Below are 13,237 nucleotides of genomic sequence, written 5' to 3'. Positions count from 1 at the left end.
TCAGTTCCGGAAGCATGCCGATGGGAGAATGAGCGCATGGACATCGCCGAGCTCCTCATCCTGCTGGTCGGATCACTGGTCGTGACCGGCTTCGCACGGGCGAAGGGGCTCCCCGCTCCGCTGCTCGTCACCGCGGTGGCGCTCGCGGTGTCCTTCATCCCCGGGCTGCCCCACATCGAGATCAACTCCGAGCTGATCCTGACGGTGATCCTGCCGCCGCTGCTGTACTCGGCCGCACTCGACGTGTCGTGGCAGAGCTTCCAGCAGTCGATCAAGCAGATCCGACGCCTCGGCATCTTCCTGGTCATCATCACGGCGCTGGCCGTGGCGGTGGCCGCGTACGTCATCATCCCGGACATGGACTGGCCCGCGGCGATCCTGCTCGGAGCCGTCGTCGCCCCGCCGGACGCCGTGTCCGCTGCCGCCATCGGCCGCAAGCTCGGGCTCCCCCGGCGGGTCATGACGGTGCTGTCCGGCGAGAGCCTGATCAACGACGCGGCGTCGCTGACGCTCGTGCGGGTGTTCACGCTCATCGCCGCCGGCACCTCGCTGACCATCTGGCAGGACCTCGGCATCTTCGGCCTGGCGATCGGCGTCGGCCTGGCCGTCGGGATCGTGCTCGGCGTGCTCGTGCACTGGATCCGGATGCGCATCAACGACCCGGTCGTCGAGACGATCATGAGCATCCTGCTGCCGTTCGTCGCGTACATCCTGGCCGAGGACCTGTCCGGTTCCGGGGTCATCGCGGTCGTCACGGCGGGGCTGTACATCGGCTACAACTCGCCGAAGGAGGGCTACGCCACCCGACTGCAGGAGCGCCCGCTGTGGACGAGCATCGACGTCATCCTGGAAGGGTTCGTCTTCGCGCTCATCGGACTGCAGCTCAACACCGTCGTGCAGGACCTGATCGAGAGCGAGCGCAGCCTCGGGCAGACGATCACCGCGGCCGTCGTGGTGCTGGTGGTGGTGATCCTCGTCCGGCCGCTCTTCGTGTTCGAGTCCTACGTCCGCAACCGCTTCAACGGACGGTGGTTCCGGCCCCTGCGCATCCGGATGTCCCGCGGGCACCGATGGCTGCGGTGGATCCGTGGATCGGCGGAACCGAAGCTCAACTGGCGCGAACTCACCGTCATCTCGTGGACGGGCATGCGTGGCGTGGTGACCCTGGCTGCGGCGGTGTCGGTCGTGGCGAGCCCCGTGCAGGTCAAGGCGCAGGACACGATCTTCGTGATCGCGTTCATCGTGACGATCGGCACACTCCTGCTGCAGGGCCTGACGCTGCCCTTCGTGATCCGGTCCCTCAAGGTGTCGGACCCGTCCGAGGGCGAAGCGGACATCCGCAGCGAGATGCGGCTGAACCAGCGCACCACCGAGGCGGCGATCGAGCTGCTCGACGCACGGCGTGCCGAGTGGGCCAAGCGCTACGGCGACCAGGCGATCGACACCGTGGTCAGCCGGCTCAAGGCGCGACTCGAACGCCAGGCCGAGGTCTTCCGGCAGGACGCCGAAGAAGAGCAGGACGAGGAGCGCAACTCCCCCGTGCGGCTCCGGGGAGCGCAGATCCAGGACATCCGGCGCGAGCTGCTGGACCGCCGTCGCGAGATCGTGCTGGAGGAGCGCGAGCGCGGCAACCTCGACGAAGAGGTCATGCGCCGCGTGCTCGTGACGCTCGACGCCGAAGAGCTCGCGATGGACTCGGCGCAGGCGTCCCGCAGCCGGTCCTAGCCGGTCGCCGCGGTCGCGCGGTCGCCCGGACCGCGGTCAGCCCTTCGGCGTATCCTGACGTCTTCTCGACCAGACCAGGAGCACAGCGCGCCAGTGAGCACCCCGCGGAACGACGTCCCCCAGCACAGCGACACCCCGGACCGCCCCGGGGCTCAGCGGTCCGCGCCGAAGCAGCGCCAGACCCGGCCCTCGGCTCGCGGTTCCGGTCCACGTCGCGGTGCCAAGGTCGCCGGCTCCACGCGCCCGGTCCGTCGTCGTCAGGCCCCGGTCCCGCAGCCGCAGAAGATCAGCGCCTGGCGCCGGTGGTACAGCACCCTGCACCCGTCCCTGCAGCTCATCGGCCTGCAGCTGTGGATGCCGCTGTTCTTCATCGTCGGCTTCTGTCTGTGCTACGTCTTCGCCTTCCACGCCCCGCACCCCCACGACGTGCCGATCGCGCTCATCGGCAGCGACCCGACCTTCGTGCAGGCGGTGCAGAAGGCGCTGCCCGGCGAGTTCGTGTTCCACACCTACGACTCCCTGGTCGCCGCCAAGCGTGACGTTATGGCCGGCTCGATGGCCGTCGCGTACGACCCGTCGAACAACGAGTTCTTCAAGGCCAGCGCGCACCAGTTCCAGGTGGCGAGCCTGGTGCCGGCGACGCTGACCGCCGTGCTCACCGCGATCGGCGTCGCGACACCGAAGGTCACCGAGCTCGCCGCGCTGCCGTCGTACGACGAGTACGGCACCGTGCCGATGTACGTCATGCTCGCGTGGTGCATCGGCGGCTACATGGTCGCGATGTTCATCGGCATCATGGGCGGTCCGCTCCGCCACCGGGTCCGCATGGCGGTGATCGTCATCGGCGGTCTCGTCATCTCGCTCATCACGAACACCCTGGCCGGCCCGGTCGTCGGTGCCATCCACGGGCACTGGATCGAACTCGTGCTCATCGCCTGGGGCTGGATCGTCGCGATCGGCCTGGCGGTCAACGGGCTGAGCTACTTCGTCGGCCGGTTCATCGCCGCGCCCGCCATGATCTGTTTCGTCTTCCTGTCGATGCCCTCGTCCGGCGGGGCCTACCCGAAGTGGTTCATGCCCGAGCCCTTCGCGTGGCTGAACAACGTCGTGGTCGGGTCGAGCATGGTCGACATGATCAAGCACCAGGTCTACGGCGTCGGCCCCGGCCCGGCCCGCGGGCTCATCACGATGGCCTGCTACGCGGGCGCTGGCCTGGTACTCATGTACTTCGGCAAGATGCTCTGGGAGCGTCGCCGCATCCGCGCGATCGTCACCGGCCGCACGACGATGTTCCAGGACGCCCAGACCGCCAACCGCGAGTTCCTCGGCAGGCAGCGCGACGTCGAGCTCGAGCGCCACGGGCTCGCCTCGACCGAGACGGGCACGCTGCAGGTCCTGCGCGACGACGACTGGGAGGACGACCGCGTCAGCGGCGACGTCTTCACCGGTGGGCGCGACGGGCTCGAGAACGAGCCACTCACGACCGGGCGCATCGCCGTGGTCCGGCAGGCGGACCGCCAGAGTGTCGGCGGCCGGAGCGGAGGCTCGGGGTCGGGTCCGCGCGCACGTCCCGCGTCCGGGCCGGACACCACCGGTGCGCCGGCGGATCCGGGCGACAAGCCCCGCCACCGGCACGCGGCCCGCTGACGCCGGCGCGGTATCCTGGGCCGATCATGACCCGTTCCGCCTGGCACCGCCTGCTCGTCACCGCCGTCGTCGTCCTGCTCGTGCTGACCGCGGGCCTGTGGGTCGCGAGTGTCGCGCTCGCCCCGGCCGACGGGCGCAACACCGCCGGGCTGTTCGTCGGCTGGGCGATGTTCGCCCTGGTCGCCGCGATCGCGGTGGGCATCGTCGACTTCTTCGTCCGGCCGCTCGGCGGGCAGAGCGGGGACGCCGACGTCATCGCCGCGGCCGAAGAGGCCCGGACCGGCAGCACCCGCACGCGCTGACCAGCAGGACGCGTCAGCCCAGCCGGACGCGTCAGCCCAGCTGGTCGCGGAGCGCGTCGGCGAGTTCCGCGACGTAGGGCTCCCGCAGCACCGAGCTGTGCTCGCTGTGCATGCGCACCACGTCCGGGCCGTCCACCAGGAACGGCGCCCAGCGCTCGGCCCCGGAGTCGTTGCCGTCCGCGACGACGAGCGTCACCGCGCCGGAGTACACCGGCGGCCGGTAGCGCCGCGAGACGATCACCGCGTGGTCGAAGAACGCGCGGAACTGCTGCTGTCCCTGCCAGCGGAACACCCCGGCGCCGTACGCCCGTGCACGACGCCCGATCTGGCCGAACGGTGCGAGCACACGGTCACGGAGGAACTCGGTCCTCGACGCCAGGGCCTTGCGGACCCGACTCCGGGTGGCGGTCGACCCGCGCCCCAGGTCCAGCTCGCCGAACTCGACGACGTCGACCTGCTCGGCGCTCTGCTCGGGCAGGTACGTGTCGACGAGCACGACGCGGTGTACCTGCTGCCCCGAGGCCGTCAGGATCGACGCCATCTCGAGCGCGACCAGGCCGCCGAACGAGTGCCCGGCGATCGTGTACGGGCCACGGGGCTGCACGACGCGCATGAGCTCGATGCTGCGCTTCGCCATCGCGGGGATGCTCCAGTCGGGCACGGAGCGACGTTCGAGCCCGTGCTGCTGGAAGGCGTACACGGCACGGTCCCCGAGTCGTCGCGACAGCGGTGCCCAGGTCAGGCCGAGCGCACCGGCTCCGGCGACGCAGAACAGCGGGGCGTTGGTGCTGCCGGCGCCGTCGGCCAGGGTCATCACGTCCGGGTGGCTCGGGACCGCGGTGGCGCCGAGGCGTGCACGAGCGGCGAAGGTCCGGACGGTCGGGAACTCCAGCAGGTCGGTGGACGGCAGCTCGACGCCGAGTCGGTCGCTCACGGTGGCGAGCATCTCCTCGGCGGACAGCGAGTCCCCGCCGAGTTCGGCGAAGTCGTTGTCGAGCCCGACCGACGGCAGCTGCAGCGGACCGACCGCGGGCAGTCCGAGGACCTCGGACCAGATCTGCGCGACCGCGAGCTCCCACTGGTCGTACGTGTCGGCGTCGGGCAGCGCTGTGCCGCCCTCACCCAGGGTCATCGCGAGCGACGGCGCCTCGGGCAGGGCTGCCCGGTCGACCTTGCCGCGTTCGTTGCGGGGCAGTTCGGCCATCGGGACGATCGCCGTCGGCACCATGTAGTCCGGCAGCATGTCGCGCAGCGCCTTGCGGATCGCCGCGGGTGATGCTGAGCGCCGCCCCCGCTTCGTGACGACGTACGCGACCAGGCGGGTCGGTGCCGGCGGGGCCTTGACCGCGATCACGGCGGCCTCCTGCACGGTGTCGACCGTGCGCAGGGCGGACTCGACCTCGCTCGGCTCGACCAGGTAGCCCCGGACCTTGACGGCGTCGTCGGCGCGGCCGAGCAGGGTGATGCGACCGTCCTCGTCGAAGCGGCCCAGGTCACCGACGGCCCACGAGGGGGTACCGTCCTCGGCGGTTCCGGCCCGGGTCGCCGTGGTCTCGGGGGCACCCCAGTAGCCGCTCGTCATGGCGTGTGAGATGCAGACGATCTCCCCGGACTCGCCGACGTCGGCCGTGGTGCCGTCCGGTCGGCGCAGCACGATGCGCTTGCCGGCGACGATCCGACCGGAGGGGATGCTGCGCTCCGGGATCGGGTCGGTGGCCAGGATCTCGTTGACGGCGTAGACGTTCGTCTCGCTCGAGCCCGTCCAGTTGCAGAACGACGTCGTCGGTCCGAGCAGCGGTCGGAGCGCGGCCAGGTCCGGACCGGTCACGGCCTCGCCGACGGTGGCGACCATGCGCAGGCCGCGCAGCCGGTCGTCCGCAGCGTCGAGTGCGCCGACCAGGGACCGGACCAGGTGCGGGGTGGTGTGCAGCGTCGTCAGCTCGGCGTCGTGGATCCAGGCGGCCAGGCCGTCGACGCCGGTGCGGCGCGGGTCGGCGACGTGCATCGAGGCGCCGGCCAGCAGCCCGGACAGCACCAGCGAGAACCCGGCCGAGAAACCGTGGGGCAGCACCGACGCCAGCCGGTCCTCGGCCGTGAACCGGAAGACCTCGCGTTCGGCGACGGTGTCGGCCATGGCCTGCCGGTGCGTCATCACGACGCCCTTGGGGGCGCCGGTCGAACCGGAGGTGAAGATGATCACGAGCGGGTCGCGCCCGCCTCGGCCCTGGGCCGCCGCGACGTCGCGGATGTCGGCGTCGGTGGCGGCGACCGCGCGGGCCTCGGCCACGAGCGGTGCGAACAGCAGGACCGTGCCCCGGTCCGCCACCAGGGTCGCGGCCTGCGCAGCGTGCGCCCGGTCCGCCACGATGTCCACGATGCCGGCCAGCGACATCACGTGGCGCAGTCGGGCCTCGGGCAGGAACGGATCGAGCGCGACGATGGTGCGGCCGGCACGGATCAGCCCGAGCGTGGCCAGGACGGATCCGACACCGTGGGTGACGAGCACACCGACGGGGACGGACGCACCGCCCTGGGGGACGTCGACGCCGAGCCCGCTGTGGTCGTCCGGGGTGAGTCGTTCGTCGAGCAGGACCCCGACGGCGCGGGTCACCCGGTCGAGTTCGGCGTGGGTCAGGGACAGGTGCTCGTCCGTCACCGCCAGGGCATCCGGCACCCGCCGCGCGACGTCCGACAGCCCCGCCAGCAGCGAGGTCTCGGGCACGTCGGCACCACGGTGGTCGGACAGGGAGCCCGGCAGGGTTCCGGAGGAGGTGAGCACGTGGGCCCCTTCACGGTGCATCGACGGCGGCGGTCGACCGACGCTAACTCCGGGTCGAGGTACTCCGACGGGTTCGTACGCCCGGATGCGGGAAGCCGCCGAAGGGTGCGACATGCCGCAGGGGGTCCGGCGGTGCCGCCGTCAGTGCGCTCCGTGACCTTCGGGCGCGACGACGCCCGTGCCGCTGAACCCCACGACCGTGGCGTCGTCGTCGGCGAACGTGAACCGCGCATCGACCGTCCCGCCCGCCAGCACGCCGGGCAGCCAGTACCGCGCATCGTCCCACATCGCGTCGTAGGGGACGTCGTCGACTGGCACCCACCGCGCGGCGAGCTCGTCGCTGGCGGTCGGCGTGCCGGACCAGCGCCGACCGACGAACACGTCGGAGACCTGGGACCAGGACGGCCGGTACGGGAACCGGTAGTCCAACGTGCCCCGGGCCTCCAGGTCGGCCGGGTCGAGCCGCAGGCCGACCTCTTCGGCGACCTCGCGCACCGCGGTCTCGACCGCCGTCTCGGCGCCCTCGCGCTTGCCGCCGGGCCCGACCACGCGCCCCGCGCCGAGGCCCCGCCGCTTCTCGCCGAGCAGCACCTCGTCGCCCGTGACGCCGCTGCGCAGCAGGTACACGACCACGACCCGGGGGTGCTGGTTCTTGGTCTCGTCGCGCTCGCTCACGTGTCCAGTCTGGCCGACGATCTGGCGTACGCTCGATCCATGGCAGGCGTGCTGCGGGGGCGTCGTGGCTGAGCACCGGCGATTCGGGCGCAGCCTCGAAGTGCTGCGCGCCGAGGCCGCCGAAGAGATCTCGATGATCGTCGAGCACCGGTCACGCCAGGGCGACGATCCCTGGGAGTTCATGCACCTGCTGCCCACCGTCGACGAACAGGTCGTCCTGATCCTGCGCGAGGAAGCGCTCGAACTCGATGCCGCCATCGGCCAGCGCAGCGCGCAGTGGTCCTCGCACCCGGCGTCGGGTCAGGGCACCCGGCTGGGCGAGGAGTACCACCGGCTGCGGCGCATCGCCCTGCAGCACCCGGAGCTGACCGCGACGGTGTGGAAGCTCATGGGCGCGCTCCCCGAGCGGTCCTGACCGGCACCACGGCTGCTGCGGTTGGATGGCCGCATGACCGAAACCGTGCTCGCCGTCCTGAACCAGCCCTCCCGAGACGCCGCGGCGCACGACCCGTCCGCTGACGCGTTCACGTTCGAGGCGCCGCTGGACCACCAGCTCGAGGTGCAGGACCTGGGCGTCGTCCGCGGTGACGGCGTGTTCGAGACCATCACCGTCGTGGACGGCCGTCCGCAGGCGCTCGAGGCGCACCTGGCACGGTTCGTGCGGTCCGCCGGCATGCTCGACCTGCCGCTGCCCGACCTCGACGCGTGGCGGCGGGCGATCGAGGCCGTGTGCGCCGAGCTCGACCCGGTGCGCGAGGCCTTCGCGAAGACGGTCCTGACCCGCGGCGTCGAGGGATCGGGCCGGCCGACCGGCTGGGTGTACGCCGCCGCGTCCGGGGACTCCACCCCGGCCCGCACCGAGGGCATCTCGGTGGTCACGCTCGACCGCGGCTACCGGCACGACGTCGAGCGCACCTCGCCGTGGCTGCTGCAGGGTGCGAAGACGCTGTCCTACGCGGTGAACATGGCGGCGCTGCGCGAGGCCACCCGACGGGGCGCCGACGACGCCCTGTTCGTGACGACCGACGGGTACGTGCTCGAGGGCACCCGGGCCAACCTGGTCATGTCGGTCGCCGGACGCCTGGTCACGCCGCGCACCGACATCGGGATCCTGGCCGGTACCACGCAGGCGGACGTGTTCCGGTTCGCCGAGCAGCAGGGCATCGAGACGTCCTACGAGCTGGTCACGATGGACGACCTGCGCGCCGCGGATGCCCTGTGGCTCGTGTCGAGCGTGCGCCAGGCGGCGCCCATCCGCTCGGTCGACGGCCACGAGCACGCGATGGACCTCGCGATGACCGAGCAGGTCAACGACTTCCTGCTGTCGCGCGAGTCGTGACGTGACCCTCTGGAGGCCCGGTGCCGGTCCGTCGGACCGGCACTGCGCCTGCAGGCGGTCACCGTGTCACCAGCGGGGCACGGTCGTGCCGACGCCGTCGGCCCACGTGTAGACCTGGTTGCCCTCGATCCACACGCGCGTCGCGCGGCTGGTGGCATCGAGCGGGTCGCCCGTCCACAGCACCAGGTCGGCGTCGTGTCCGACCGCGAGCTGCCCCACCCGGTCTCCGAAGCCCAGGAAGGTGGCGGGGTTCACCGTGAGCGCCTCGAGGGCCGTCTGGTGCGGCAGGCCCTCCTTCACCGCGGCGATCGCCTGGTCGACGAGCATGTTGATCGGGACCACGGGCGCGTCCGTCGTGATCGCGACCCGGACGCCGGCCGCGGCGAGCGCCGCGAGGTGCGGGATGCCGCGGTCGCGCAGCTCGACCTTGGACCGGCTGGTGAACAGCGGCCCGTAGATGACGGGGATGTCCTTCGCTGCCAGCACGTCGGCGATCTTGTGCCCCTCGGTGCCGTGGTTGACGACGAGCCGGTAGCCGAACTCCTCGGACAGCCGGATCGCGGTGGCGATGTCGTCGTGGCGGTGGGTGTGCTGGTCCCACGCGAGTTCGCCGTCGAGCACACGCACCAGCGTCTCCTTGGTCAGGTCACGCGCGAACGGCTCGTCCTTGCGGGCTGCAGCGTCGCGGGCGGCCCGGTAGTTCTGCGCGTCGACGAAGGCGTCGCGGATGACCTTGGCCACGCCCAGCCGGGTCGAGGGCGTCTGGCCCTTGTCGCCGTAGACGCGCTTCGGGTTCTCGCCGAGGGCGCTCTTGACGCTGACCGCGTCGGAGATGAGCTGCTCGTCGATCGTGCGTCCGCCCCAGGTCTTGATGGCGACGGTCTGTCCGCCGATCGGGTTGCCGGAGCCGGGCTTGACGACGATGCTCGTGACCCCGCCGGACAGGGCGTCGCGGAACCCCTCGTCGTCGATGTCGACGGCGTCGATCGCCCGGACGCCGGCCATGTTCGGACCGGTCAGCTCGTTCGTGTCGTTGCCCGCGGGGCCGTTCGCCTCTTCGTGGATGCCGACGTGCCCGTGGGACTCGACGAACCCGGGGACGAGCCAGGCACCGGCGGCGTCGACGACCGGCAGCCCGGCGGGCGGGGTCAGGTCCGGGCCGAACGCGGTGATGCGGCCGTCCTCGACGACGACCGCTCCGTCGAACTCGGCGGAGGTGACGGGGACGACGTGCGCACCGGTGATGACGAAGGAGTTGGGCATGCGGTCCACGGTAGTCGCCCTGCTTCGGGGACAACGGAATACAACATACGAATTCGTTGCACCACAGGGCGCGCGGTCCCTACCGTGACGACATGCCGCATCACCCACCGTCCCGCCACAGCACGCTGCCCGAGCTGGCCGTCCACACGTCCGCGCTGGTGCCGTGGCGCAGTGCGTTGCGTGGGTCGCGAGCGGACCGCCTGACGACGTCGATCCGGGTGTCCATCCCGCCGCACATCGCCGACATCCGGTACCGACCGCAGTGGGACCACCTGCCGCTGCTCGACCGTGCCACGGACGCCCTGCGCGACCTCGACCAGACGCACGGCGAGCGCCTGGCTCCGCTCGGCGGGCTGCTCACTCGGACCGAGGCCGTCGCGTCCTCGCGGATCGAGGACGAGCACGCCGACCTGGTCGACTACGCCCGGGCGGTCGTCGGCTCCCGAGCGAACGACAGCGCTTCGCTGATGGTCGCGGCGACCACCGCCCTCCGTCGCATGCAGGACGACGCCGCCACGGGTGCGGTCACCACGGCGTCGCTCCTGCGCGCCCACCACGACCTGTTACGCGACGACCCGGTCGACGGCCACGACGCCGGTCGGTGGCGCACGGTGCAGAACTGGATCGGCGGCGGTCGGTCGCCGCGGCTGGCGTCGTACGTCCCACCACCGCCCGAGCTGGTGCCCGAGCTGATGGACGACCTGCTGGCGTTCGTGGCGCGCGACGACCTGCACCCCGTGGCACAGGCTGCGATCGCACACGCCCAGTTCGAGTCGATCCACCCCTTCACGGACGGCAACGGACGCATCGGCCGCGCGCTGATCGGCGCGGTGCTGCGACGTCGCGGTGTCACGAGGTCGACCACCGTGCCCGTGGCGACCGCCCTGGTGGCCGATCGTGCGCGGTACTTCGACCACCTGGTGCGGTACCGGTCGGGCACCGTGCACGACTTCGTCGCCGACCTGGCCGTGGCGATCGGGACTGCCTGCGACGAAGCAGCCCTCACCGCGCTGGTGCTCGACGAGCGCGCGGCGAGCGGGGACCCGCTGCACGTTGAGCGCGCAGGCAACACGGACCCACTGCTGACCGACGTCGTGCTCACCGAGGACCAGGCCGACGCGTTCGCCCATGCCGCGGGCACCACGACGGACGGGTTCGTCGACCCGCTCGTCCGGACCGGCCGGCTCCGGGCGGTCACCACGCGCCGCCGCAACCGTGCGTGGCTCGTGGTCGACGTCGCCGACGAGCTCGACGCGCTCGCCGAACGCGTCGGTGCCGCCGTGCACGAGCGGGCGCTCCGGAGCGGACTGCACGGGCGCGCGGCCTAGGGTGGTCGGGTGAGCGACGAGCACGGATCCACCACCCCGCCGACCGCCGACAAGCGGCCGATCACCCGAACGCACCACGGCATCGACTTCGTGGACGACTACGAGTGGCTCCGCGACAAGGAGTCCCCCGACACGCTGCGGTACCTCGAGGCCGAGAACGCCCACACCGCGGCCTCGACCGACCACCTCGCCGACCTGCGCGAGCGCGTCTTCGCCGAGGTCAAGGGCCGCGTGCAGGAGACCGACCTGTCGGTGCCGGTGCGCATGGGTCACTGGTGGTACTTCACCCGCACGACCGAGGGCAGCCAGTACGGCGTGCAGTGCCGCGCACCGATCACCGGACCGGACGACTGGACGCCGCCGACCCTCGACGAGGACACGACGACCCTGCCCGGCGAACAGGTCGTGCTCGACGGCAACGCCCTGGCCGAGGGACACGACTTCTTCTCCCTGGGTTCCTACGACATCACCGACGACGGCACACGGTTGGTCTACGGCGTCGACGTGGCGGGCGACGAGCGGTACACGCTGCACGTCCGTGACCTGACCACGGGCGACGACCTGGCCGACGTCGTCGAGAACACCGGTGCCGGTGCCACGTTCGACCCCTCGGGCCGGTACGTGTTCTACCCCACGGTCGACGACTCGTGGCGTCCGGACCGCATCTGGCGGCACACCGTCGGCACGCCCGCGTCGGCCGACGTCGTCGTGTTCGAAGAGCCCGACGACCGCTACTGGGTCGGCGTCGGCGTCACGCGCTCGTCGCAGTACATCGTCATCGAGCTCGGGTCGAAGATCACCTCCGAGGCCTGGATCCTCGACGCGGCCGACCCGACCGGCGACTTCCACGTGGTGTGGCCCCGGCGCGAAGGGGTCGAGTACGAGATCGAGCACGCCATCGTCGGCGGCAGCGACCGGTTGCTCGTCCTGCACAACGACGGTGCCGAGAACTTCGAACTCGTGGACGTCCCCGCGGACGACCCCACATCCGAGTCCGACCGCCGGGTCGTCGTGGCGCACCACCCCGAGCGCCGCATCGAGTCGGTCGACGCGTTCGCCGGGCACCTGGCGCTGGAGTACCGCGCCCAGGCACTCCCCCGGGTCGCGATCATCCCGATCGACGGTGACGGCTACGGCGAACCCGACGAGGTCCACTTCGACGAGACCCTGTTCTCCGCCGGCCTCGGTGGCAACCCGGAGTGGCACCAGCCCACGCTGCGCATCGGGTTCACCTCGTTCGTCACCCCGTCCGAGGTCAGCGACCTCGACCTGGCGACCGGACACGTCACGGTGCTCAAGCGCCAGCCGGTGCTCGGTGGCTACGACCCGACCGACTACGTGCAAGAGCGCGACTGGGCCACGGCGTCCGACGGCACCCGCGTGCCGATCTCGCTCGTGTGGCGACGCGACGCGGTGGACACCGACACCCCGGCGCCGCTGCACCTGTACGGGTACGGGTCGTACGAGCACTCGATCGACCCGGGGTTCAGCGTGATGCGCCTGTCGCTGCTCGACCGCGGCGTCGTGTTCGCGGTCGCGCACGTCCGGGGCGGCGGCGAACTCGGACGGCACTGGTACGAGAACGGCAAGACCCTCACCAAGAAGAACACCTTCACGGACTTCGTCGCCGTCGCCGACCACCTCATCGCGACGGGCCGCACGAGCGCCGACCGCCTGGTCGCCGAGGGCGGCAGCGCGGGCGGACTCCTGATGGGCGCGGTGGCGAACATCGCCCCCGACCGGTTCGCGGGCATCCTGGCCGCCGTGCCGTTCGTCGACGCGCTGACCAGCATCCTCGACCCCGACCTGCCGCTCACCGTGATCGAGTGGGACGAGTGGGGTGACCCGCTGCACGACGCCGAGGTCTACCGCTACATGAGCGAGTACACCCCGTACGAGAACGTCCGCGACGACGTGCAGTACCCGGCGATCCTGGCGGTCACCTCGATCAACGACACCCGCGTGCTGTACGTCGAGCCCGCCAAGTGGACCGCGAAGCTGCGCGAGGTCGGGGCGCCGGTGCTGCTGAAGACCGAGATGTCCGCGGGCCACGGCGGTGTCAGCGGGCGCTACGCGTCCTGGCGCGAGCGCGCGTTCGAGATCGCGTGGATCCTCGACACCCTGGGGCTCGCCAAGGACTCCCCCGCCACCAGGCCCGCCGCCGCGCCCACCGCCTGAA

The 13,237-nt window shown here is 71.5% G+C and carries 10 protein-coding genes; 7 read left to right on the top strand and 3 right to left on the bottom strand.

What is annotated here, in order from left to right; all coding sequences use genetic code 11:
• The first annotated feature begins 36 nt into the window (after positions 1-36).
• The 3 genes from MT346_RS17425 (at position 37) to MT346_RS17415 (ending at position 3,674) form a co-directional block, all read left to right on the top strand.
• Entirely contained in the window at positions 37-1,725 is a 1,689-nt protein-coding gene (locus MT346_RS17425; RefSeq protein WP_243564361.1) for a sodium:proton antiporter, read from the top strand.
• Positions 1,726-1,818: 93 nt separating this feature from the next.
• Entirely contained in the window at positions 1,819-3,372 is a 1,554-nt protein-coding gene (locus MT346_RS17420) for an ABC transporter permease (RefSeq protein WP_243564360.1), read from the top strand.
• Positions 3,373-3,398: 26 nt separating this feature from the next.
• Positions 3,399-3,674, top strand: a complete 276-nt coding sequence (locus MT346_RS17415) for a hypothetical protein (protein ID WP_243564359.1) — start codon at positions 3,399-3,401, stop codon at positions 3,672-3,674.
• A 31-nt stretch (positions 3,675-3,705) separates the two neighbouring features.
• On the opposite strand, the gene MT346_RS17410 is transcribed toward MT346_RS17415, so the two are convergent.
• On the bottom strand, positions 3,706-6,453 hold the full coding sequence (locus MT346_RS17410; protein ID WP_243564358.1) for an alpha/beta fold hydrolase: 2,748 nt from the start codon (positions 6,451-6,453) through the stop codon (positions 3,706-3,708).
• A gap of 141 nt (positions 6,454-6,594) precedes the next feature.
• The gene (locus MT346_RS17405) at positions 6,595-7,128 is read right to left on the bottom strand and encodes an 8-oxo-dGTP diphosphatase (RefSeq protein WP_243564357.1); all 534 of its coding nucleotides are present in this window, start codon (positions 7,126-7,128) and stop codon (positions 6,595-6,597) included.
• A gap of 64 nt (positions 7,129-7,192) precedes the next feature.
• On the opposite strand from MT346_RS17405, the gene MT346_RS17400 reads away from it, so the two are divergent.
• Entirely contained in the window at positions 7,193-7,543 is a 351-nt protein-coding gene (locus tag MT346_RS17400; protein ID WP_308221925.1) for a tryptophan synthase subunit alpha, read from the top strand.
• A gap of 33 nt (positions 7,544-7,576) precedes the next feature.
• Positions 7,577-8,467, top strand: coding sequence for an aminodeoxychorismate lyase (locus tag MT346_RS17395; protein ID WP_243564356.1), 891 nt, complete (start codon positions 7,577-7,579; stop codon positions 8,465-8,467).
• Between the two features lie 66 nt (positions 8,468-8,533).
• On the opposite strand, the gene MT346_RS17390 is transcribed toward MT346_RS17395, so the two are convergent.
• The gene (locus MT346_RS17390) at positions 8,534-9,730 is read right to left on the bottom strand and encodes an amidohydrolase (RefSeq protein WP_243564355.1); all 1,197 of its coding nucleotides are present in this window, start codon (positions 9,728-9,730) and stop codon (positions 8,534-8,536) included.
• A gap of 92 nt (positions 9,731-9,822) precedes the next feature.
• Here MT346_RS17390 and MT346_RS17385 point away from each other — a divergent pair, with 92 nt between their 5' ends.
• Together MT346_RS17385 and MT346_RS17380 are read left to right on the top strand one after the other, a co-directional pair.
• Positions 9,823-11,058, top strand: coding sequence for a Fic family protein (locus tag MT346_RS17385; RefSeq protein WP_243564354.1), 1,236 nt, complete (start codon positions 9,823-9,825; stop codon positions 11,056-11,058).
• A 9-nt stretch (positions 11,059-11,067) separates the two neighbouring features.
• The gene (locus MT346_RS17380) at positions 11,068-13,236 is read left to right on the top strand and encodes a S9 family peptidase (protein WP_243564353.1); all 2,169 of its coding nucleotides are present in this window, start codon (positions 11,068-11,070) and stop codon (positions 13,234-13,236) included.
• Position 13,237 lies beyond the last annotated feature (1 nt).

The sequence above is a fragment of the Curtobacterium sp. VKM Ac-2922 genome, from assembly GCF_022815645.1.
GTDB lineage: Bacteria > Actinomycetota > Actinomycetes > Actinomycetales > Microbacteriaceae > Curtobacterium.
The sequence above is the reverse complement of the archived record's forward strand: the minus strand, read 5'-3'. Positions and strand labels throughout refer to the sequence as shown.

What these genes read in the sequence shown, in the direction of transcription:
- MT346_RS17415 (WP_243564359.1), top strand. Translation starts at nt 3,399, where the DNA reads ATGACCCGTTCCGCCTGGCACCGCCTGCTCGTCACCGCCGTCGTCGTC.
- MT346_RS17395 (WP_243564356.1), top strand. Translation starts at nt 7,577, where the DNA reads ATGACCGAAACCGTGCTCGCCGTCCTGAACCAGCCCTCCCGAGACGCC.
- MT346_RS17385 (WP_243564354.1), top strand. Translation starts at nt 9,823, where the DNA reads ATGCCGCATCACCCACCGTCCCGCCACAGCACGCTGCCCGAGCTGGCC.
- MT346_RS17425 (WP_243564361.1), top strand. Translation starts at nt 37, where the DNA reads ATGGACATCGCCGAGCTCCTCATCCTGCTGGTCGGATCACTGGTCGTG.
- MT346_RS17390 (WP_243564355.1), bottom strand. Translation starts at nt 9,730, where the DNA reads ATGCCCAACTCCTTCGTCATCACCGGTGCGCACGTCGTCCCCGTCACC.